Here is a 21,727-nt window from a genome sequence, read left to right as displayed (position 1 = left end):
AACCATCCACTTCACAGGCTTCGTATATCTCGCCGCCGCCATGATCTGGCTGCGATAAATGTCGATCCGTCCTAGGCGACAGAGCACAAAAAAGGCGCGCCACCGGCATCCCGGCAGCGCGCCTCCCATCATCTCACCCCGCCCTCACCCGATCGGCTTGCTCGTCAACACCCGCAGCGCGATGTTGAGCGCGCCCACTACGGCCATGATCGCCGACACCGCCTCTTCCTGCGTCAGCCCTTCGGGCAACGCCACCTTCAGCGCCGCCAGCAGGGCAAAGCCCATCGCCACCGCATTCACCCAGAATGTGCGCGACTGCCACAATGTCTTCGTCTCGATCACCATCCCGTCTTCTCCTTTCCCAAACCGCCGCGCCCTCAATTGAGCGCCGCCATCGCCTCCAGCGCCGCCGTCACCGCAGCCGCCGCCCGCGCGCCCAGATGCGCATGCCCCGCATCATTGGGATGGGTGCCGTCGCTGCCGATATAAAGGTCGCTGTTCCCGCTCGCATTGGTCGCGCCCGCCCGCCCCGTGCCGAAAATCCACGGCCGGTTGCTCGCGTCGTTCAACGACACCGGCACGAACCGGCACATGGGGTCGCCCACCGCCACCACCGCATCCCGGATCGCCTGTTCCACCGCCGTCACGCTGTTGGCGCCCGTGCCCGGCCCGGTCGCGCCCGGCCAGGCGCCCAGCACCAGCATCGCCGCATCGGGCTGCGCCGCCCGGATCGCCCGGTAATAGGCGGTCGCGCTCGCCCCCACCTGCGGCGCATAACTGGCGGTGGTGTCGTTGATCCCGCCCGCCACGACCACCAGGTCATAGGGCTGGGCGCTCACGAAATTCAGCCGGTCGGCCGATCCGAACGGGCTCGTCGCCCCCGCCGCCAGATAGCCGGTGCTGCCAAAGGCCTGGATGACCGCATCCCACCCCAGCCGCAGCGCCATCTGCCTCGCCCAGCAATTCTGCTCGAACGAAGCGCCCGTCCCCTGCGTATAGCTGTCGCCCACGATCAGCGCCTTGACCGGCGCCGGATCGGGCCGCCAGAGCTGCGAGGTCGCGGGCCGCGCGATCGCGGTGATCGCGCCATTGGCCTCCCGCTCTATCCCCACCCGATGCACGCCCGAAGAGGCGAACGTCACCAGCACGAACGTCCCGGCGGACGTATTGAACACCGTCGGCACGCCGCCCGCGCCGACATAGCTGCCATCGGCGATCACCCGGAATTTCGTCTGCGTCGTGTCGAGCGTGAAGCAGATCTGCGTCCCCTCGATCATGCATTCGAACCGGGGCGAGAAATAGCCGCCCGCCCCGCCCGTCTTGGGCAGCATGCCGCGCACCGTCGTCCCGAACGGCGTCTGCGCCTCGCCGCCGAACACCCGCATGGGCAGCGTGCCCGGCGCGATCATCCCGGCGATATTGCCGATGTCGACGACGCCCGCCGGCAGGCTGGCGGATTGCGCCACCGCCACGATCCCGCCGCCGCTCGCCACCACCGGATTGACGATCGGATTGGCCGCCGCCACGGCCCGCGCCGTCCGCAGCGCCCGCCCGATCACGGAGGACCGCCGCTGCGTCACGCTCGCCGCCCGCGCCAGCCCCCGCGCCCCGAAATCCAGCGCGCTCATTGCGCCACCCGATAGGTCAGCGTGCCGGATGTCAGCGCGACGTCCAGATAATAGGATGCCGCCGCCTCGCTCTCCTCAGCCACCGGCTCGTTCACATTGGCTGCGAACACCGCCCAGCTACTCCCGCCGATGGTCAGGCCCTGCGTGGTCGCGCCGCCATCCACGGATCGCTTCACCGTCACGCTGCCGGTCCAGCTGCCGCCCAGCGTCACCCAGATCGCCCGCCCCAGCTCCGGCTGGAACGGCCCGATCAGCCCGCTGGCACTGGCGCTCCCGGCCAGCGGCATCGATTGCGCCGCGACCGGCCGCGCCACGGTCGGCAGGGGATTGGCCGCATCCACCGCCACCGCCGGCCCCCCAAGGGAACCGAAGGCAATGGCCTGCTGCGGCACGAAAGACGCCGGCGCGTCGACTTGAGGTGGGGCCATGCACATGTCTCCATCAGAACATCACAAGGGAATCGTTCCCTATATGTTCCGATAGAATGAGCATGACGCTGTAGGACAGCCCGTTTTTCGCGATGGCACGCGCTTGAGCTTTACCGTCACGCCTCTTTGCCGCGATGCCTCTCTGCCGTCCCGCCCCCTTGCTACCACCCCTCCTTGCCGTCATGCCGGACTTGATCCGGCATCCATGAGCACGACCGTCGTTTCGGATCGCAATTGAAGAGCCAATGGATGCCGGATCAAGTCCGGCATGACGGCGGAAGTAAAAAGGTGCCTTGCAAGCCCACCCAGGCCGAACGGATCACGCCTAAGCCGCGATCCGCCCCTCACGCACCCGCCGCTCGATCAACGCCATCAACGCATCCGCCGCCCGCTCGACATGGAAGCGCTGCATGAAGCTCTCCCGCGCCCGCACACCCATCGCCGCTCGCTCCTCAGGCGTCAGCACACTGAACCGCGCCAGCAGCGTCGTCGCCCCCACCAGCGTATCGGGCTCCACCATGCCCGCGCCATCGGCCACCACCTCGCGCCAGATATTCACCTTGTCGCTGATCAGCACGGGAATGCCGCAGGCCATCGCCTCCGCCACCACGATCCCGAAATTCTCCTGATGCGATGTCAGCACGAACGCGTCGGCCCCGCGAAACGCGCCGGTCTTCACATCGCCCTTCAGCATCCCCGGAAAGTGCAGCCGCGCGCCGATCCCCAGCGCCGCCGCCCGCGCCTTCAGCGCGGCCACCCAGCCCACCTGGTCCGGCCCGGCGATCACCAGATCGAGATCGGGGTTGCACGCGGCGATCCCGGCAAAAGCCTCCACCAGCAGGTCGCAGCCCTTCTTGGGATGGATGCGGCTCAGGAACAGCAGGTAACGCCGCCCGCCCAGCCCCGGCACCGCATCGCGGAACGCCGCCGTCTGCGCTTGCGGGTCGCCGCCCACATCGGTCGTGCCATAACCCACGGAAACCCCGTCCACCCGATAGGGCCAGAAGGCGTTCCGCGCGAGAATCCCCTCTTCCTCACAGGTGAACAGCACATGGCGCGCATGGCGCAGCAGCGGCCCCTCGGCGAACCACCAGGACAATTGCTTGCCCATATGCTTGAGCTTCTGCGATTCCCGGAAATAGGGGTCCAGCATCCCATGGGTATAGACGAAATAGGGCGTCGGCCCGCCCGCCAGCGCCTTGTGCGCCGCCCGCGCCATATAGCGCCACAGCCCGCCCACGATCACCGCGTCATAATCGCCCGCACGGGCCTTCAGCCACGGCACCACCTGCGGCGAATAGCGATAGCGGTGCAGCAATTTCCCGTCGCGCGGCGGCCCCAGCGCGAATATCTCGCCGGGATAGTCGGTCAGGTGCGTCTCCCCCGGCGGGTCCAAGGTCAGCAAATCCTGCCGATGCCCCTTGCGCGCCCAGCTTTCCGCAAAGCGCCGCGCCGATTCCACCGGCCCGCCATAATGCGGGTTGGACGTCTCGATAAAGCGAAGGATGCGCGTCATCTCGTTCCCCGTCGATTGCAACCGCTCACGCCTGCGCCACCGCCAAGGCCGGCCCCGCATCATCGCCCGCCCCATCCCCGGCGAAACGCCGCCGCGGCCTGATGGGTTTCGCCGGATTGCCGGCATAGATCGTCCACGGCTCCAAATCCCTGAACGTCACCGCCGCCCCGCCCAGCACCGCCCCCTCGCCGATCGTCACCCCCGGCCCGACAAAGGCGGCGGCGGCCACCCAGGCATGGGCACAGATGCGGATCGGCTTGGTATAAAGCTGGAAATTCTCCGAATCCGGGTCATGCGTCCCGGTGATCAGCCGCGCAAATTGCGACACGATGGCATAATCCTCGATGACGATCCGGTCCTGCGTATAGGCATAGCTCTGCCACCCCAGCACCGCCCCCTTGCCCATGCTGAGGTTCGGCGGATACCATATCCGCGCGCTGCCATAGACCCGCGCGCCCTTCGCCATGTCCGCGCCGAATGCGATCAGCAGCAGCCGGCGCCACGCATAAAGCTGCGGCGGCGTCCATGCGGCCAGCAGCAGCCACATGATGTTCCACACCAGCCGCAGCGCGATATGCGACCATATGAAGCTGCGCTCGCGCCCTTTGGTGCCATATCTGGTGCCTTGCAGGATCGGACTTTCGCTCATGGGCTCTCCCTGTTCTCGATGCGAAACGTGGCAATGGGCGGCGTCGTCGGCGGTGCCACCGCGCTATGGACCGGCTGGAACGTGATCGCCCGCGGCGTCCATTTGCGGCCCGCATGGAAGCAATAGCTGCCCACGAATATCACCAGCGGCAGCATCCAGATATAGCGCCCGTCATGCGCCACCTCGAACAGGGAATTGAACGCAAAGACATCGAGCAGGTACAGGCTGAGCGCGATGCAGAAAATCCGCACCGGCCGGTCCCGCAGCCGCAATGCCATCAGCGGCGATGCGATGAGGATCAACACCACCGCGAAATACAGCCAGCCATATTTCGCCGCCAGCCGCAGCCCGCTCTCGCTCATCGCCATCTTCACGCCGTTGCGGATGAGGCCATCCTGCAACAGTCCGACATCGGTCCCCGCCCCGAAGACCGGATAGTCGTTGGCGACGGACTGCAGTTCGGAATTGAGCAACGCCCGCCCCGCCGTCAAATCCTGCTTGGGCGCCTCCGCCGTCGTCAGCGTGCCGCCCGACTGGAAATTGCGCAGGTTGAAGATCAGGTCGTCCGACATCGTCGTGGCCGCAAACATGCCCGCCACCACCGCCAGCATATGCACGCCATTGCGCGCCCGGCTGGGCAGCGGCAGATATTCGATCAGCGCCACGCCCAGCACGCAGCCCACGCCGATATAGCCGATGGAGGTCTTCGCCACCGCCAACAGCGCCAGCGCCAGTACCACCATCACCGCCCGGAAGCCCCGCCGCTCGCTCGCGATATTGCTCACCGCCATGATCAGCATCAGCATGGCGAAGTCGATCAGCGCGGAATGGCCGAAATTCTGGGAAAAGATGCGCACCCGCTTGCCGGTCAGGAAATCGCGGATCGGATCGTCCAGCCCGAACATCGACGCAAAGACCGGCCCCAGGCCGATGCCCACCACGATCAGCCCCAGCCCCATCATCCGCACGCGCACCAATATCCGCCGCAGCGCGCCGAAATCATGGCCCTGCGTCATGACGAAAAAGCCGATGACGATGTCGGCGAACGCCACCGACCCCAGATTGACGACCGTCCGCTGGCTCATATTATGCACGATCATCAGCAGCAGCATGAATGCGATCTTGAAGAGGATGAGCACCGGGAAACGCTGCATCTTGCCCCCCCGCGCCAGCGCCACCAGCGAAGAGACCCCCAGCGCGACATAGGCGACATAGACCAGCGGCCAGGACGTGACGCTGAGCAGCGGCACACAGACGGAGAGCGCCAGCCATATGGCCAGCATCACATTGGGGATGCTCAACATGGGCGGCCCGCGAAAAATGGGGGTGCGCTATCGGTAGACATGCACCCAGTCCACATCCACCGATGTCGGCAACGGCCCATAGGCCCGCTTCTGCGCCCCGACGATCAGGAACAGCGCCTGCTCGTCGCACACCTTGGGGCTTGGCGCCGATCCCATCAGCGCGCCGTTGAAATACCAGGAAATCCTGCCCGGCTGCCACAGCGCGCCCACGGTGTTCCACTGCGTCATGTCCGCCCCTTGCGGCAGCGGCATGAACGCATTGTCATTGGTCTTGCTGCTGTCCCCCTTCCAGTGGTGGACGGTGCCCCAGAAGATATGCGGCCGCCCGCCCTCGAAGATATCGATCTCGCACCACTCGCCCTTGCCGCCCTCGCCGCCGGTCTTGGTGCGCGCGCTGCTCAGCAGCCAGAAGGCCGGCCAGTTGAAGCGTCCCGGCGAAAAGCGCAGCCGCGCCTCGAAATAGCCATAGTGGAACAGCCGGGGCGTCCTCCCCTGCTTGCGCGGCCAGGTGGTGAGGAACGCCATGCTGGTAACGGTCAGCGGCAGGACATCGGTCGTCGCCCGCACATAGCCGTCCTGAAGGGTGAAATTGCCCCGCTCCACCGGCGCGCGATACCACAGGCCATTATACCAGCGATGCGTGCCGCCGCCGTCGGGGCTGAGGTCCAGCGCGGAAAACTCGTCCGAAAACACCAGATCGTCATAGCCAGCCGCCGCCGCTGGCGCGGGCACGGATACAGGCACGCTCCCGGCCGCCATCGCCTCACAGCCGGCGCCCAGCGCCAGCACCGCATATAAGCCCAGGAGAAGCCTGCTTCTCATCCGCACACCAGCGCCTCAAGATTCCGCCGGAACGCCTGCGCGGAATATAGCCGCTCCACCTTCTCGCGCCCGGCGGCGGCAAAACGCCGCGCCTTCTCCCGATCGCGCAACAGGTCGATCATCGCCCGCGCGATCGCGTCGACATCCGCCGGATCGACCGCAAAGCCGTCCACGCCATCGGCCACCACCTCGCCGCCCGCGCCATAGCGCGACGCGATCACCGGCAGTCCGCGCAGCCAGGCTTCCAGATAGACGATCCCGAACCCTTCCTTGGAAGAGGGCAAGGCGAACAGCGCCGCCCCGGCATAGGCGTCGGCCAGTTGTTCCTCGGTCACGAAGCCGGCGAAATCGACATGGCCCGCCACGCCCAGCGCCCGCGCCAGCGCCTCCAGCTCGGCCCGCAAGGCGCCATCGCCGATCACGACCAGCCGGGCGTCCGGTATCGCCTCCAGCACCCTGGGCAGCGCGCGGATCAGCGCATCCACATGCTTCTCCCGCTCGGTCTCCGCCAGCCGCGACACCGCCAGCACCGTGGCGCCGGCCATGTCCCGCGCCGACGCTTCGGTGACGTCGACGGCATTGGGAAACAGGGAAAAGCGCGCCATCGGCACGCCGAACGCCCGCGCCATCAGGCTGCGCGAATAGGCGCTGACGATGGCGATGCGATCCACGGCCAGGCGGATCGCCCATGGCTCCCACCTATTGGGCCGGCGATAGGCGGGATCGCCCCACACCTCCACGCCATGCGCGAACAGGATCACCCGCCCGCGCGGGCGCAACAGGCGATAGAGCAGGGCAAAGGGCAACAGGTTGACATGCCCCACCACCACCAGGTCGGCACGCCAGGCCATCGGCAGGAACGCCCGCACGAAGCGCCCGCGCGATCCGCCGGCGCCCAGCGCCCGCGCCACCCCGCTCCGCGCCGCCACGGCTTCCGCCGGATCGGCCAGCATCAGCACGCAAAGCCGCACCGGCATCTGCGCCAATGTGTCGATCACACGACGGTTGAACCGCTGGATGCCGCCATGCGCACCATAAGCGGACAAGCCAATGACCATGATATTCGGCGCGGCGCGATCATCCGGCATCCTGCCCTCCGCTTCGGCCCACAGCTCAGCCGGTTGCCCGGCCACCAATATCTTTACGGTGCCTCATCTTCTCATAAAAGGTGAGCGACGCGCCCATTCCCGTTGCGCCTGCGCCCACGAAATGATGAAGGTCAACCGTGCATTTCATGCTCGCCACCCTGCTCACGCAGGAACCATTGATAGACTGCAGCGATCCCCTCTTCCAACTTTGTTGAAGGCGCCCAGCCCATTGCCAGCAGCTTATCGGAAGACATGAGCTTGCGCGGCGTTCCATCCGGCTTGCTTAAGTCTCGGGCAATCTCACCCTCGAACCCAACGGCCTTCTTGACCATCTCCGTCAATTCCAGGATCGTAACGTCGCTGCCAGACCCCGCATTGACATGCTCATCGTCCGAATAATTTTTCATCAGGAACACGCAGGCGTCTGCAAGATCATCCACATGCATGAATTCACGCCGCGGCGTGCCTGTTCCCCAAATCTCAATGCTTTCCACGCCTGCCAGCTTGGCTTCATGGGTTTTGCGAATGATCGCCGGCAGCACATGGCTCGATTGCAGGTCGAAATTGTCTCCAGGCCCGTACAAGTTGGTCGGCATCGCGGAAATATAGTCACGGCCATATTGCCGCCTGTACGCCTGGCACATTTTGATCCCGGCGATCTTGGCCACCGCATACCATTCGTTGGTTGGCTCCAACTGTCCGGTAAGCAGGGCCGTTTCCTCAATGGGTTGGGGCGCGAATTTCGGATAAATACAGGACGAACCGAGGAAAAGGAGCTTCTCGACATCACATTGGTGCGAAGCACCGATGATGTTGGACGCGATCTGAATATTGCCGTGGATGAAATCCACAGGATAGCTGCTGTTCGCCAGGATTCCTCCGACCTTTGCCGCCGCGACAAAAACCGCATCAGGCCGTTCGGCTTCAAACCAGGCCATCACCGCTGCCTGATTCTTAAGGTCAAGCTCCTCCCGCGGCACCGACAATATCGTACAGTTCTCGGACTGCAGGCGTCGGACGATCGCAGACCCCACCATCCCGCGGTGTCCCGCAACGAATATCCGTTTACCACTCAGGTTGAAAGGTTCGCCAAGCATCGTTACGCATCCTTTGCAATAGGCGCATCGCGCATTTCGACAAGGTCCGCCTGCACCATCTCCCGGGCCAGATCACGCACGGACGTCTCGTGGCTCCACCCCAGTTTCTCCCTGGCCTTGGTCGGATCGCCGATCAGCAGGTCCACCTCGGTCGGGCGGAAATAGCGTGGGTCCACCTCCACCAGGCATCGGCCGCTTTCCGCGCAATAGCCGCGCTCGTCCACGCCCTCGCCGTCCCAGCGCAGGGTGATGCCGACATCCGCGAACGCCCATTCGACGAAAGTGCGCACCGGCGTCGTCTCGCCCGTCGCCAGCACATAATCGTCGGCCTCGTCCTGCTGCAGCATCATCCACATGCCGCGCACATATTCGCGCGCATGGCCCCAGTCGCGCCTGGCGTCCAGATTGCCCAGCCACAGCTTGTCCTGCCGCCCCAGCGTGATGGCGGCGGCGGCCCGCGTGATCTTGCGCGTGACGAAGGTCTCGCCGCGCAGCGGGCTTTCATGGTTGAACAGGATGCCGTTGGAGGCATGCATGCCATAGGCCTCGCGATAATTCACCACGATCCAATAGCCATAGAGCTTCGCCACGCCATAGGGCGAGCGCGGATAGAAGGGCGTCTTCTCGTTCTGCGGCACTTCCTGCACCAGGCCGTAAAGCTCCGATGTCGACGCCTGGTAGAAGCGCGTCTCCTTCTCCATGCCCAGGATGCGGATCGCCTCCAGCAGGCGCAGCGTGCCCACCGCATCGGCATTGGCCGTATATTCGGGCGTCTCGAAACTCACCTGCACATGGCTCTGCGCCGCAAGGTTGTAGATCTCCGTCGGGCGCGTTTCCTGCACGATACGGATCAGATTGGTGGAATCCGTCAGGTCGCCATAGTGCAAATGGAACCGCGCGCCCTCAACATGGGGGTCCTGGTAGATATGTTCGATCCGGCCGGTGTTGAAGGAAGAGGAACGCCTCTTCACCCCATGCACCTCATAGCCCTTCGCCAGCAGCAGGTCGGACAGATAGGCGCCATCCTGACCGGTGGTCCCTGTAATCAGCGCTACTTTTCGATCAGTCACACAGACCCTTTCACAGAGCGGCAAGGAGAGAAGACTTCGCAAACGCACAATGACAAAGCAAGCGCATCCATCGTACAAAACCACGCGTTCGACGCACTGTAACAGTTCGTCTTACGTACAGGGCGGCTTTTGGCGAAGCGCGTGCAACATGCTAGAAAACATGCATAATTCTGTCATGGTCATCACCATGGTGTAACGAAGGGCCAAGAATGGTCACATACCGATCGTCATGATCTGCGGGCGCACATTCGCGCATGCAGCATGAAAACCCGAATGGAGGGTCGCAGTGAACGAGCAGCCAAAGCTGAAGTACACCCTATGTCCTGCACGCCGGCACATCTCGCCTGAAGCCGGGCCGGAACCGCGCCCCGCGCATGTCCCCGCACATGTCGCCGCGCGACCGGGGCGCATCGCGTGAAGCTGCTGGTGATCGGCATCAACTACGCGCCCGAGCCCGTGGGGATCGGCCCCTTCACCGCGCGGATGGCCGAACATTTCCTGGAGTCGGGCGCAGAGGTGAAGGTCGTCACCGCCCCACCATCTTATCCGGAATGGATGATTGCGAACGGCGTCGCCAATCGCTGGCACACGGAAAACCGCAACGGCGTGTCGCTGACCCGCTGCCCCATCTATGTCCCGGCCAATCCCACCGGGGCCCGGCGCCTGCTCCATCTCGCCAGCTTCACCCTGTCCGGCGCCTTTCCCGCGCTGGCCTCGGCCCTGCGCCGCAGGCCGGATGTGGTGATGTGCATCGCCCCGTCGCTGATGGCGCTGCCGCTCGCCTGGCTCGCGGCCCGGCTCAGCGGCGCCCGGCTCTGGGTCCATATCCAGGATTTCGAGGTGGAGGCCGCCGTCGCCACCGGCCTGCTCAGCGAACGCGGCCTCACCGCGCGGATCGCCGCCTGGGTCGAACGGCGCCTGCTCCGGCGGGCCGACATCGCCAGCACCATCTCGGCCGCCATGTGCCGCCGCCTGAAGACGAAGGGCGTGGACGAGGCGCGGATCGTGGAATTCCGTAACTGGGCGGAAATAGACGCCATCGCGCCGCTGGCCCGCCCGTCCCGCTATCGGCAGGACTGGTCCGTCGCGCCGCCCCATGTCGCGCTCTATTCCGGCAACATCGCCAACAAGCAGGGCATAGAGATCATCGTGGAAGCCGCCGCGCTGCTGCGCCACCGCAACGACCTGCAGTTCATCGTCTGCGGCAACGGATCGAACCGCGCCAGCCTGGAAGAGGCCGCCGTCCAGGCCGGATGCCGCAACATCCTGTTCCAGGATCTCCAGCCCCGCAACGCGCTCAACGAACTGCTGGGCCTCGCCACGCTCCATTTGCTGCCGCAGATCGCGGGCGCGGCCGATCTCGTCCTGCCCTCCAAGCTCGCCAACATGCTGGCGTCGGGCCGCCCCGTCGTCGCGACGGCCGACAGCGGCACGGGGCTGGCCGACGAAGTGACCGGCTGCGGCCTCGTGGTTCCCCCCGGCGATGCCCGCGCCCTTGCCGATGCCATCGAACATCTGCTGGACGACGATGCGGCACGGCAAGCCTTCGGCATCGCCGCGCGCCAGCGCGCGCAGGAGCGCTGGGGCGAACGCATGATCCTCGACCGGATGCGGCGCCAGGTCGCCGCCCTCGTCCCGTCCCGCCCGGCGCGCGCGCGATCGCCGATATTATGACCTCCCAGGCGCAGCATCCTTTGCCACCGGCCCGGCCGCGCCCATGATGCCGGGATCGCCACAACACGCATAGGGACACGCACCAGATGGCGTCAGGAAAAGCCCCGGCCTCCTTCCCGGCCGTTGGCACACGGATCAGCATACAGGACAGCATGGGCGGCACGGCCGGCACGGGCAGTTTCGCATGGTCGGGCATCAGCACCCGCAGGAAAATCCTGATCGCCGCGCTCGCCGCCATCTTCGCGCTGTCGATGCTGGGGCCGGCCATGACCTATACCGGCGCGCTCGGCACCGGAGACGGCACGCAGGGCCGCCAGATCGGCTTTGCAGCCATCTTCGCGCTGATCGTCGTCGCGCTGCGGCCCATCGCCTTCCCGCGCCGGCTGCTGGTGGTGCCCGCATCCATCCTGGTGGCGCTCGGCTGGTACTGGGCCAGCGTCGTCTGGGCGATCAATCCCGAAATCGCCCTGCGCCGCATCGTGCTCACCACCATCATCATCTGGTCGATTTTCGCGCTGGTGCGCAACCTTGGCTACACCGTCTCGCTCAACACCGTGCGCGTGGTGATGCTCCTGCTGCTCGCCGCCAATTATGGCGCGGTGTTCTTTTTCCCCGATGTCGGCATGCATCCCAAATCGGTCTCGCCGGGCGACGGCGAAATCCTCACCCGCTTGTGGCGCGGGGTGATGACGCACAAGAATTTCGCGGGCGCCGCCTGCGCCTATACCGTCCTGCTCTTCGCCTTCGACCGCCGGAAGATCCCGCTCTGGCTCAGCGGCGCGGTCGTCATGGCGGCGGGCTGGTTCCTCATCGAGAGCGGGTCGAAGACCTCCGCCGGCCTCTGCCTGTTCGCGGTCGCCATCGGCGCGGTCTTCTCGCTCTGGCCCGGCAAGGGTCGCCCGGCGGCGATCGTCTTCCTGCTGATCGTCGGCATGGCCGGGGCCATTGCCGGCCTTGTCTTCAAGGACCCGCTGAACGCCAGCTTCACCGATGCCAAAGCATTCACCGGCCGCCCCCTCATCTGGAAGGCGCTCTGGTCCTTCTGGCAGGATCATCCCTGGCTCGGCTCGGGCTTCGGTTCCTTCTGGAATGTCGGCCCCAACGGCCCGATCTATCGCTACGCCACCGACTGGGTGGTGAAGATCGAGGTCGGCCATAACGGCTTTCTCGATCTGCTGGCGCAGACCGGCGTGATCGGCCTGGTGCTGGCGCTCGCCGCCGGCGTGGTGATCCCGACCTACAAGCTGCTCGCGCGGTCGGACGACAATGGCGCGCGCGGCGCGATGCTGGCCGCGCTGCTCTCCTTCTCCATCGCGCACAACGCCACCGAAAGCAGCCTGTTCGATCGCGATGCCATCCCGCAGATGTTCCTGATGTTCACCATCGCCGCCATCAGCCTGCTGCGCGACCGCGAGGGGACGCCGACATATGCCCTGCCCGAAGCCCTGCAGCCCAGCCGCAGCCTCTTCGGCCTCGACAATGCGCAGGCCCGCAAGCCATGAAGGCCGGGCCGGCCCTCAGCCTCCCGGCCGGTCGATCCGCGTCCAGGTCTGCGACTTGCACCCGATCCGCCCCAGCAGGCAGCCGGTCCCCTGCAGCGTCCGCGCGTCGATGACGGTGACGGTCCCCGAAAAGGTCTTGCCGATGTCCGGCACGAACACCTTGCCGCGCCAGACCGTGTCGCTCTCCCGCACGAAGCCCTGGAACAGCTCCGCGCCGACCAGAGTGTCGGTCCCGCCCTTCCGGGCGTCTTCCATGGCCTTGGCGTTGGCCCAGATCACCCTGCCGCACATGCTGCGGCCACAGGGATGCACGCGGATATGCACGCTCCCCCCGGGGTTGCTCCATATCCCGAAGGACTGGCTTCCCGGGGCGGCCGGGGCCATGGCCGGCGACATCAGCAGGCCCATGGCCAGCGCCACGGGCACCATCATGGCCCGGCGGCCAACCGACCGGCTCATTGGCCGGCACCGGGGAACATCGGCTGCGGAAATGCGATTCATATCCATGCGCCCTACCGGATTACCCCTTTGCGATCACGCGATTTTCGCCAATAGCATCCCTCTATGATGCGTCGTCCCGAGCGGATATCATGACATCGTCCCTTCAGGCGAACCGGCGCACGGCAAACAGGCGGAGTCCCGACATGGCAGATCATGATCCCAAAGGCGTCAGGGCCTATGACGGCCCCGCCGGCGGCTGGGGTGCGCTGAAGGCCGTCGCCCAGGCCATCCGCACCCAGATGGGCGCCAGCACCGACACCCGCGCGCTGCTGCAGATGAACCAGCCCGACGGCTTCGATTGCCCCGGCTGCGCCTGGCCCGACCCCAGGCACACCTCCTCCTTCGAATTCTGCGAAAACGGCGCCAAGGCGGTGACATGGGAAGCGACCGCCAAGCGCGTCGATCCCGATTTCTTCGCCCGCCACAGCGTCGCGGAGCTGTTCGGCTGGTCCGACCATGCGCTGGAAGACGCCGGACGGCTCACCCATCCCCTGCGCTACGATCCGGCCACCGGCCATTTCGTGCCGGTCGCATGGGAAGAGGCGTTCGCCCGGATCGGCGCGGCGATGCGCGCGCTCGACCATCCCGACCGGATGGAATTCTACGCCTCGGGCCGCGCGTCCAATGAAGCCGCCTTCCTCTACCAGCTTTTCGCCCGCGAATATGGGACCAACAATTTCCCCGACTGTTCGAACATGTGCCACGAGGCGACCAGCGTCGGCCTGCCCAAATCCATTGGCGTCGGCAAGGGCACGGTGACGCTGGAGGATTTCGACCGGGCCGACGCCATATTCTGCATCGGCCACAATCCCGGCACCAACCATCCCCGGATGCTCGCCACGCTGCGGGAATGCGCGCGGCGCGGCGTGCCGATCGTCGTCGCCAATCCGCTGAAGGAACGCGGGCTGGAGCGGTTCGAATCCCCGCAGGACCCGGTGGAGATGATCACGCTCAGCGCCACCCGGATCGCCTCGGCCTATCATCAGGTGAAGGTCGGCGGCGATGTCGCGATGCTCAAGGGGATGATGAAGGCGCTGCTCGACGAGGATCGCGCCCGGCTGGCGCGGGGCGAGGACGGCCTGCTCGACCGCCCGTTCATCGCCGAGCACACCACCGGCTTCGACGCGCTGCGGGCCGATATCGCGGCGACCGGCTGGGACGAGATCGTGCGCCGCTCCGGCCTGTCCCGCGACGCCATCGAAAGCATGGCGCGGGTCTACTGGCAGGCCGACCGCGTCATCATCTGCTACGGCATGGGGCTGACCCAGCATCGCCACGGCACCCAGAATGTGCAGCAGCTCGCCAACCTGCTGTTGCTGCGCGGCAATATCGGCAAGCCCGGCGCCGGCATCTGCCCCTTGCGAGGCCACAGCAATGTGCAGGGCGACCGCACCGTCGGCATCACCGAGATTCCGACCGAGGCGTTCCTGACCCGGCTCGAAAACACCTTCGGCATCACCGCGCCGCGCAAGCATGGCCACAATGCGGTGGAGGCCGTGGCCGCGATGCGCGACGGCACGGCCAGGGGCTTCATCGGCCTGGGCGGCAATCTCGCCGTGGCGATGAGCGACCCGGAGGCATGCTTCGCCGCCTTCCGCAATCTGGACCTGTCGGTGCAGATCTGCACCAAGCTCAACCGCACCTGCCTGCTCACCGCGCGGGAAAGCATCGTCCTCCCCTGCCTCGGCCGCACGGAGCAGGATGTGCAGGCGACGGGGCCGCAGGCGGTGACGGTCGAGGATTCGATGTCGATGGTCCACGCCTCGCGCGGCAAGCTGAAACCCGCCTCGCCGGAGCTCCGCTCGGAACCCGCGATCGTCGCCGGCATCGCCAAGGCGGCGCTTCCCGATACCAAGGTCGACTGGGACGCGCTGGTCGCCGACTATGGCCTGATCCGCGACAGGATCGCGCAGGTCTTCCCCGATTTCTTCGATTATAACGCGCGCATCCGCACGCCCGGCGGCTTCCGCCTGCGGGTCGGCGCCTCCAGTCGCGAATGGGACACGCCGGACGGCAAGGCGCATTTCATGACCTTCCCCGGCACCGACGAGGATGACGGCCGCGACGATGGCGCGCTGACCCTCACGACGATCCGCAGCCACGACCAGTACAACACCAGCATCTATGGGCTGAACGACCGCTATCGCGGCATCACCGGCCGGCGCGACGTCATCTTCGCCCATGCCGACGATCTGGCGGCGCTGGGGCTCGCCCATGGCGACCGGGTCGACGTCGTCGCGGGGGATCGCATCCTCGCCGGCCAGACGGCGGTGGCCTATGGCATCGCCAGAGGGTCCGTCGCCGCCTATTTCCCCGAAGCCAACGGCCTCATCGCGCTCGCCGACCATGACGAGAAGAGCGGCACCCCCGCCTATAAATCCATCGCGATCACCCTGCGCCCGGCGCTCTGAGCCGGCGCGCGCCGGTCACTTATCGGCAGCCGCCTTGGCGGCGATGATCCTGGCGAGCGGATTGGGCTGCGGCTCGGCAACCTTCTCCAGCCGGTTCCGGTCGCGATGCGCAAAGGGCGTCGTCCCGCCGCGCACCATCAACATGGTGTCGGTGACATAGCTCCATGACCCATCGGGGTTGAAAACCACCTCGATCCGGTAGCTGTCGGTGCGGAAGGCATATTCGAGGAAGGCGGTGGAGCAGATGCCATATTCGGTCTGCCCGCGCTCCGCCGTCAGCACCAGCCGGTCGGCGTCGGGCGCGGAATGGCCCGATGCGATGGCGACCTGCCCGCGCGGAATGGCGATCGTCTGCAGCACCAGGCCGGTCGCGGGCTCCCACAGCCAATAGCCCACCTGATCGTGGAAGGTGATGTCCTCCTCCTCCGTCGTGATGTGGACATGGTAGCGCAGGCCATAGAAAAGCTGCGGCCCGTTGGCCTGCGGATCGATGGGCGCGAAGTCGATGCGCTCGATATATTCGCGGCGTTCGGGGCCATCGGCCTTGGGACTGATGTCGATGCCCTTCCGCGCCTCCCAACTGCCGGCAAGCCGCCGCAACGGGCCAAGGTTCGCCAATGTATCGGGATCGACATCGGTCGGCTCGGTAAAGATGTCTTCAGGGAAAACGGGCATTGGTCAACCTTTCCGAACAAGGGCCTTTTCCGAGCCGCCAGGAGCGCAAGGACAATGCGCACCCCGGCCCGATCGCGCCGCGCCACTTGGTCCAGACCGCCACTCTCCGTCAATAGCGCGCCCGATGGGTGTGGGGTCGTGCGGGCAAATATCAGCGCCCTTTGCTAAGCCGCCCCCGGCAGCTGGAACTGGTCCAGCCGCCAATAATGGCCCCGCCTTGCCATCAGCGCATCATGCGTGCCCTGTTCGACCACATTGCCGTTCTCCATATAGACGATCAGGTCCGCGTCGCGGATCGTGGACAGGCGGTGGGCGATGACGAAGCTGGTGCGGCCGCTGCGCAGCAGCGCCATCGCCCGCTGCACCAGCACTTCGGTGCGCGTGTCGACCGAGCTTGTCGCCTCGTCCAGGATCAGCACGGCGGGCCGCGCGATAAAGGCGCGCGCGATGGTCAGCAACTGGCGCTGGCCAAGGCTGAGGCCGCTGCCATTCTCGTCCACCACCGTGTCATAGCCCTGCGGCATCGCCCGGACGAAATCGTCGACATGGCAGGCGCGGGCCGCGTCCAGGATTTCCGCCTCGGTGGCGTCCGCCTTACCATAGGCGATATTGTCGCGGATGGTGCCGCCGAACAGCCACGCCTCCTGCAGCACCATCCCGAAATGGCGGCGCAGCGCCTCGCGCGTCATCGTCCGCGTGTCGACCCCGTCGAAGCGGATCGTCCCGCCGTCGATCTCGTAGAAGCGCATCAGCAGGTTGACGAGCGTCGTCTTGCCCGCGCCGGTCGGGCCGACGATGGCGATCGTCTGGCCGGGCTGCGCCTCCAGGCTGACATCCTCAAGCAGCGGCCGCGCCGGATCGTAGCGGAAGCGGACATGGTCGAAGACGATATGGCCGCGCGGCTGCGCGACATCGGCGGGGCTGGCCGGCTCGGGGCTCAGCTCGGGCGCGTCGAGCAACTCGAAGACGCGCTCGGCCGATGCCGCCGCCGACTGGACGATGGCCGCCATGCCGGAAATCTGGGACATCGGCTGGTTGAGCTGGCGCACATATTGGATGAAGGACTGCAGCGCCCCGATGCTCATCGCGCCGCCGGCCACGCGCAGCGCGCCGCCGATCACCACCGCGATATAGGCCAGATTGCCCATGCACATGATCGCGGGCTGGATGACGCCGGAAAGGAACTGGGCGCGGAAGGCATTGTCGGCAAGCCCGCCATTGCTCTTCTCGAAATCCGCGCGGGCGCGCTGCTGGTGGCCGAACACCTTGACCAGGCTGTGGCCGGTATAATTCTCCTCGACCGCGCCGTTCAATATCCCGGTCCAGCGCCACTGCTCGAAGAAATGCGGTTGCGAGCGCGCCGCGAGCAGCCGCGCCAGCCCGAGCGAAAGGCCCAGGCTGGCAAGCGCCGCGAGCGTCAGCAGCGGCGAGAGGAACAGCATCATCGCCACCACGCCGATCAGGTGGAGCAGCGACATCAACAGCTGGCTCAGCAGTTGCTGCAGGCTCTGCGTCACATTGTCGATGTCATTGGTGACGCGGCTCAGCACCTCGCCATGGGGCTGGCGGTCGAACCAGGGCAGCGGCAGGCGGCCGAGCTTCGCCTGGGCCTGGCGCCGCATGTCGCGGCTCAGCGCCTGGACAAGCGCGTTGATCAGCCAGGCCTGCTGCCAGTTGAGCAGCGCGGCGCTCGCCTGCAGCACGGCCACGAGCAGCAGCAGTGCGCCCAGTCCGCCGAAATCGATCCCCTGCGAGGCCCCCACCGCGCCCACCACCAGATCGGTCGCATGGCCGAGCAGCCATGGCCCGAGCGTGTTGAAGGCGACGCTGACCAGCGTACAGAGCAAGGCGAGCGACAGGCGGATGCGGTCGACGGCCAGCGTCCCGCCAAGGCGGCGGAGCGTGGGGCCGAGCGCGCGCGGCTTGCCGACCGCTACCGGCATCGGCCCGCCGCGCCCCGGCGGGGTCATGCGCGGCCCGGTCGGCGGCGGCGGCTGGACCTGCGCGCGGGAAAGGTCCGCCGCGCTCATGCCGTCACCTCGCTGGCGCGCTGGGATTCCACGATCTCGCGATAGGCGGCGGATGTCGCCAGCAGTTCGTCATGCGTCCCTGCGCCCACGATCCCGCCCTTGTCCAGCACCAGGATGCGGTCGGCATGGCGCAGCGCATTGACGCGCTGGCCCACGATCAGCACCGCCGCCTCCGGCCGCAGATCGCGCGCCAGCGCCGCGCGCAGATGCGCGTCGGTGGCATAATCGAGCGCGGAGGAACTGTCGTCGAACAGATAGATGGCCGGGCGGCGGACGATCGCGCGCGCGATGGTGAGCCGCTGGCGCTGCCCGCCCGAAAAATTGCCGCCACCCTGGGCGACCGGCGCCGCCAGCCCCAGCGGCAGGGCCGCGACGAAGTCCGTCGCCTGCGCGACGTCGAGCGCGTGCCACAGCTGCGCGTCGCTCGCCTCCGGCTGGCCGTAGCGCAGATTGTCGGCAATCGTGCCGGAGAAGAGAAAGGGCTCCTGCGGCACCAGCCCGATCAGGCTCCACAACGCATCGAGGCCGAGCGCCCGCACGTCGACCCCCGCCACCAGCACGCTGCCCGACGTCGCGTCGAACAGGCGGGGCACCAGGTTGACCAGCGTGCTCTTGCCCGCCCCCGTGCCGCCGATCACCGCGACCGTCTCGCCCGGCGCGATGCGGAAGCTGACATTGCGCACCACCGGATGGGTGGCGCCGGGATAGTGGAAGGTGACGTCGCGAAACTCCACCTCGCCGCGTTCGCGCGCCATGGCCGGCAGCGGCACCGGCGCCTCCGGCTCGGCGACGGAGGGCGGCGTGGCCAGCAGCTCCGCGATCCGCCGCCCGCTCACCAGCGCGCGCGGCGCCACCGTGAATAGCATCGACGCGATCATCACCGAGATCAGGATCTGGACGATATAGGTGAGGAAGGCGACGAGCGATCCGACCTGCATGTGGCCCAGCGCGATGCGGTGCGCGGCGAACCAGACCATCGCCACGCTGGAAAGCTGCATCACCAGATTGGCGGCGGGAATCTGCAGCGCCATCAGCCGTCCGACCCGCAGCGTCGTGTCGGTCAGCGCGTCATTGCCCGTGCCGAAGCGGGCCCGCTCCGACGTGTCGCGCACGAAGGCGCGGATCACCCGCAGCCCGTCGATCTGCTCGCGCAGGATCTGGTTGAGCCTGTCGATCTGCCCCTGCATGCGCGCGAACAGCGGCAGCGTGCGCATGGTGATGACCGCGATGACCAGCGCCAGCAACGGCACGCTGACGCACAGCAGCAGCGAGAGATGCGCATCCTGGCGCACCGCCATCACGACGCCGCCAATCCCCATGATCGGCGCGGTCATCACCATCGTCAGCACCATCACCAGCACGGTCTGGAGCTGCTGCACGTCGTTGGTGGAGCGCGTGATCAGGGTCGGCGCGCCGAAGCGGCGCACCTCGGTCAGCGAAAAGGCCTGGACACGGGCGAACACCGCCGATCGCAGGTCGCGCCCGATCCCCATCGCGATGCGCGCGCCAAGCCATGCGGTGCCGACCGAAAACAGGATCTGGCAGCAGGTCGCGAGCAGCATGATCGCCATCATGCGGACGATGTGCGGCGTATCGTGGCGCAGGATGCCCCGGTCGATAACATCGGCGCTGAAGCTCGGCAGGCTGAGCGAGGCAATCGCCTGCCCCGCCTGGCAGAACAGCAGCAGCCACAGGGACAGGCCATAAGGCGCCAGCAACGCGCGCCAGGGGGAGGACACCGCAGGCCGGCTTTCATCCGGCATCGGCGGAAACGCGCTGAAAGGCCCGCTGGTCACTCCGATCTTTCTCCAGCCATTCCATCATGCGCGCGCGTTACGCTAACGGCTTTCCCCCGGTCGATCCAGCGGAACGACCGCCCCGGACCGACAGAAGCCGCCCCGGCGACCGGGCATGCTATGCGTCCACGCCCGCGGACAGGGCATAGCAGTTCTTTCCCGCCGCCTTGGCCCGGTACAGCGCCTGATCCGCCATTTTCATAAGGCCTTCGGTGTCGAGCGCGGCGAAGGGCGTGTGGGCGGTGGCGATGCCGATGCTGACCCCGATGGACAGGGGCAATCCGCTCAGCTCATAGGGGCGCGATATCGCGTCGATCAACCGCTCCGCCAATCGGATCGCCGCCTGGGGCTCGTTGCAGCTGCTGGTCTGGATGATGACGAATTCGTCGCCCCCGACCCGCGCGACCATGTCCTCTTCCCGCACGGCGGCACGAAGCCGCGCTGCCGTCGCGCGCAAAAGGGCGTCGCCCATGCCATGCCCGAATTGATCGTTCACCGGCTTGAAGCTGTCGAGGTCGAGGCAGAGCAGCGCAAACCCCATGCCGGTGCGCTTGAAGCGCAGGATTTCCTGCCGCAGCCGTTCGTTGAGCAGAAAGCGATTGGGCAGCCCGGTGAGCGGATCATGCGTCGCCATGTGGCTCAGCCGGAGTTCGGCCTCCTTCCGCTGCGACACATTGCGCGCCGATGCCACATAGCCGTCGGGCACGCCCGTCACCTCGTCCAGCGTGAGCTTGACCAATGCCTCGAGCCAGACCCACGAACCGTCCTTGTGGCGCTGCCGGTGCTCGTTCACGCCGATTTCGACATTGCCTTCCAGGACATCGCGCAACATCCCCCGGAATTCGTCGGCGTCGTCGGGATGCACGATCTCGATCGCGCGCTTGCCGATCAGGTCCTGCGGCGTATAGCCAAGCAGCATCTGGACCGAGGGCGAGATATAGAGCCGGACCCCTTCCAGGTTGCCGCGCACGATCGTGTCGGTCGTGTTTTCCGCCAGCACGCGGTAGAGCGCTTCCTGCTTCGATCCCTGGCAATTGGCCAGAAGCAGGCGCAGATGCTCGGACGCGACCCGCGCCAGCAGCTCAAGCTTGCGCCGGTCTTCGGGCGGGAAAGGCCGGGCGGCGCTGTCCGCCACCATCAGCGTGCCCGCGACGGTGCCGGGCAGCGGCATCAGCGGCGCGCCGGCCCAGAACACCGGCGCCGGATCGCCCAATGCCCCCGATGCCGGCGCAAACCGGGGATCGTCCGCCAGATCGTCTATGGCGAGCACATCCCTTTGCCTTGCAACAAGCCCGCATAATGGCTCGAACGCCGGCGGCATGTTGCCGCAACCCCTGTGCTGCAGGCCCGCCATCTGGCGAACCCCGTCGACAAGGTGGATGAAAGCGAAGGGAACCGGCAAAAGCGCCTGGGCAAGGCGGCAGATGTCGTTGAGTGACGATGCGGGCGTATTTCTGCCAGGACCGAATTGTTCCGTCTGGTGGTTCAACGCTTCCTCGCAACATGATGACTGGCCAGCGCTCTATGCCATGCATG

The 21,727-nt window shown here is 66.5% G+C and carries 18 protein-coding genes; 3 read left to right on the top strand and 15 right to left on the bottom strand.

Annotated features, from left to right (window positions below):
* Nucleotides 1-144 precede the first annotated feature (144 nt).
* The 10 genes from WFP78_RS10920 to gmd form a co-directional block, all read right to left on the bottom strand.
* Entirely contained in the window at nucleotides 145-345 is a 201-nt protein-coding gene (locus tag WFP78_RS10920) for a hypothetical protein (protein ID WP_336961769.1), read from the bottom strand.
* Nucleotides 346-377: 32 nt separating this feature from the next.
* The gene (locus WFP78_RS10915) at nucleotides 378-1,628 is read right to left on the bottom strand and encodes an SGNH/GDSL hydrolase family protein (protein ID WP_336961767.1); all 1,251 of its coding nucleotides are present in this window, start codon (nucleotides 1,626-1,628) and stop codon (nucleotides 378-380) included.
* Complete coding sequence (locus tag WFP78_RS10910) at nucleotides 1,625-2,056, bottom strand: hypothetical protein (protein ID WP_336961766.1); 432 nt, start codon at nucleotides 2,054-2,056, stop codon at nucleotides 1,625-1,627. Before WFP78_RS10910 ends, WFP78_RS10915 begins: the two co-directional genes overlap by 4 nt.
* A gap of 325 nt (nucleotides 2,057-2,381) precedes the next feature.
* A complete protein-coding gene (locus WFP78_RS10905) occupies nucleotides 2,382-3,572 on the bottom strand; it encodes a glycosyltransferase (RefSeq protein ID WP_336961763.1) in 1,191 nt (396 codons plus the stop codon).
* Between the two features lie 25 nt (nucleotides 3,573-3,597).
* A complete protein-coding gene (locus WFP78_RS10900) occupies nucleotides 3,598-4,221 on the bottom strand; it encodes an LbetaH domain-containing protein (RefSeq protein ID WP_336961761.1) in 624 nt (207 codons plus the stop codon).
* Complete coding sequence (locus tag WFP78_RS10895) at nucleotides 4,218-5,525, bottom strand: hypothetical protein (protein WP_336961758.1); 1,308 nt, start codon at nucleotides 5,523-5,525, stop codon at nucleotides 4,218-4,220. Before WFP78_RS10895 ends, WFP78_RS10900 begins: the two co-directional genes overlap by 4 nt.
* Before the next feature lie 27 nt (nucleotides 5,526-5,552).
* On the bottom strand, nucleotides 5,553-6,347 hold the full coding sequence (locus WFP78_RS10890) for a glycoside hydrolase family 16 protein (protein WP_336961756.1): 795 nt from the start codon (nucleotides 6,345-6,347) through the stop codon (nucleotides 5,553-5,555).
* Nucleotides 6,344-7,435, bottom strand: coding sequence for a glycosyltransferase family 4 protein (locus WFP78_RS10885; protein WP_336961753.1), 1,092 nt, complete (start codon nucleotides 7,433-7,435; stop codon nucleotides 6,344-6,346). The genes WFP78_RS10890 and WFP78_RS10885 overlap by 4 nt, the downstream gene beginning before the upstream one ends.
* Before the next feature lie 131 nt (nucleotides 7,436-7,566).
* Nucleotides 7,567-8,532 carry a GDP-L-fucose synthase gene (gene fcl / locus WFP78_RS10880; protein ID WP_336961751.1) on the bottom strand — a complete coding sequence of 322 codons (966 nt, stop codon included), beginning with the start codon at nucleotides 8,530-8,532 and terminating at the stop codon, nucleotides 7,567-7,569.
* Between the two features lie 2 nt (nucleotides 8,533-8,534).
* Entirely contained in the window at nucleotides 8,535-9,602 is a 1,068-nt protein-coding gene (gene gmd, locus WFP78_RS10875; RefSeq protein ID WP_336961749.1) for a GDP-mannose 4,6-dehydratase, read from the bottom strand.
* A gap of 414 nt (nucleotides 9,603-10,016) precedes the next feature.
* Between gmd and WFP78_RS10870 the strand changes: the two genes are divergently transcribed.
* Nucleotides 10,017-11,276, top strand: coding sequence for a WcaI family glycosyltransferase (locus WFP78_RS10870; RefSeq protein WP_336961746.1), 1,260 nt, complete (start codon nucleotides 10,017-10,019; stop codon nucleotides 11,274-11,276).
* 152 nt (nucleotides 11,277-11,428) lie between these two features.
* On the top strand, nucleotides 11,429-12,778 hold the full coding sequence (locus tag WFP78_RS10865) for an O-antigen ligase family protein (RefSeq protein ID WP_336961743.1): 1,350 nt from the start codon (nucleotides 11,429-11,431) through the stop codon (nucleotides 12,776-12,778).
* 15 nt (nucleotides 12,779-12,793) lie between these two features.
* Here WFP78_RS10865 and WFP78_RS10860 read toward each other — a convergent pair whose 3' ends face one another.
* Nucleotides 12,794-13,237, bottom strand: coding sequence for a DUF2147 domain-containing protein (locus WFP78_RS10860; protein ID WP_336961740.1), 444 nt, complete (start codon nucleotides 13,235-13,237; stop codon nucleotides 12,794-12,796).
* Nucleotides 13,238-13,422: 185 nt separating this feature from the next.
* On the opposite strand from WFP78_RS10860, the gene WFP78_RS10855 reads away from it, so the two are divergent.
* Nucleotides 13,423-15,690, top strand: a complete 2,268-nt coding sequence (locus tag WFP78_RS10855) for an FdhF/YdeP family oxidoreductase (RefSeq protein WP_336961737.1) — start codon at nucleotides 13,423-13,425, stop codon at nucleotides 15,688-15,690.
* 15 nt (nucleotides 15,691-15,705) lie between these two features.
* On the opposite strand, the gene WFP78_RS10850 is transcribed toward WFP78_RS10855, so the two are convergent.
* The 4 genes from WFP78_RS10850 to WFP78_RS10835 all read right to left on the bottom strand — a co-directional run bounded on the left by WFP78_RS10850 (nucleotide 15,706) and on the right by WFP78_RS10835 (nucleotide 21,680).
* Nucleotides 15,706-16,365: an FABP family protein gene (locus WFP78_RS10850; RefSeq protein WP_336961734.1), complete on the bottom strand. Its 660-nt coding sequence runs from the start codon at nucleotides 16,363-16,365 to the stop codon at nucleotides 15,706-15,708.
* A 164-nt stretch (nucleotides 16,366-16,529) separates the two neighbouring features.
* The gene (locus WFP78_RS10845) at nucleotides 16,530-18,395 is read right to left on the bottom strand and encodes an ABC transporter ATP-binding protein (RefSeq protein WP_336961731.1); all 1,866 of its coding nucleotides are present in this window, start codon (nucleotides 18,393-18,395) and stop codon (nucleotides 16,530-16,532) included.
* Complete coding sequence (locus WFP78_RS10840) at nucleotides 18,392-20,191, bottom strand: ABC transporter ATP-binding protein (protein WP_336961728.1); 1,800 nt, start codon at nucleotides 20,189-20,191, stop codon at nucleotides 18,392-18,394. Before WFP78_RS10840 ends, WFP78_RS10845 begins: the two co-directional genes overlap by 4 nt.
* Nucleotides 20,192-20,309: 118 nt before the next feature.
* A complete protein-coding gene (locus WFP78_RS10835) occupies nucleotides 20,310-21,680 on the bottom strand; it encodes a diguanylate cyclase domain-containing protein (RefSeq protein WP_336961725.1) in 1,371 nt (456 codons plus the stop codon).
* Nucleotides 21,681-21,727: the final 47 nt, after the last annotated feature.

This window comes from Sphingobium aquiterrae, assembly GCF_037154135.1.
GTDB classification, from domain to species: Bacteria; Pseudomonadota; Alphaproteobacteria; order Sphingomonadales; family Sphingomonadaceae; genus Sphingobium; species Sphingobium aquiterrae.
Note: the sequence above shows the minus strand (reverse complement) of the source record. Positions and strands in the feature narration are given on the sequence as shown.

Bases quoted from the DNA above. Each gene is read 5' to 3' on its own strand.
- WFP78_RS10890 (WP_336961756.1), bottom strand. From the start codon at position 6,347: ATGAGAAGCAGGCTTCTCCTGGGCTTATATGCGGTGCTGGCGCTGGGC.
- WFP78_RS10860 (WP_336961740.1), bottom strand. From the start codon at position 13,237: ATGAGCCGGTCGGTTGGCCGCCGGGCCATGATGGTGCCCGTGGCGCTG.
- WFP78_RS10910 (WP_336961766.1), bottom strand. From the start codon at position 2,056: ATGGCCCCACCTCAAGTCGACGCGCCGGCGTCTTTCGTGCCGCAGCAG.
- WFP78_RS10920 (WP_336961769.1), bottom strand. From the start codon at position 345: ATGGTGATCGAGACGAAGACATTGTGGCAGTCGCGCACATTCTGGGTG.
- WFP78_RS10865 (WP_336961743.1), top strand. From the start codon at position 11,429: ATGGGCGGCACGGCCGGCACGGGCAGTTTCGCATGGTCGGGCATCAGC.
- WFP78_RS10915 (WP_336961767.1), bottom strand. From the start codon at position 1,628: ATGAGCGCGCTGGATTTCGGGGCGCGGGGGCTGGCGCGGGCGGCGAGC.
- WFP78_RS10850 (WP_336961734.1), bottom strand. From the start codon at position 16,365: ATGCCCGTTTTCCCTGAAGACATCTTTACCGAGCCGACCGATGTCGAT.
- WFP78_RS10895 (WP_336961758.1), bottom strand. From the start codon at position 5,525: ATGTTGAGCATCCCCAATGTGATGCTGGCCATATGGCTGGCGCTCTCC.
- WFP78_RS10900 (WP_336961761.1), bottom strand. From the start codon at position 4,221: ATGAGCGAAAGTCCGATCCTGCAAGGCACCAGATATGGCACCAAAGGG.
- WFP78_RS10855 (WP_336961737.1), top strand. From the start codon at position 13,423: ATGGCAGATCATGATCCCAAAGGCGTCAGGGCCTATGACGGCCCCGCC.
- WFP78_RS10905 (WP_336961763.1), bottom strand. From the start codon at position 3,572: ATGACGCGCATCCTTCGCTTTATCGAGACGTCCAACCCGCATTATGGC.
- WFP78_RS10885 (WP_336961753.1), bottom strand. From the start codon at position 7,435: ATGCCGGATGATCGCGCCGCGCCGAATATCATGGTCATTGGCTTGTCC.
- fcl (WP_336961751.1), bottom strand. From the start codon at position 8,532: ATGCTTGGCGAACCTTTCAACCTGAGTGGTAAACGGATATTCGTTGCG.
- WFP78_RS10845 (WP_336961731.1), bottom strand. From the start codon at position 18,395: ATGAGCGCGGCGGACCTTTCCCGCGCGCAGGTCCAGCCGCCGCCGCCG.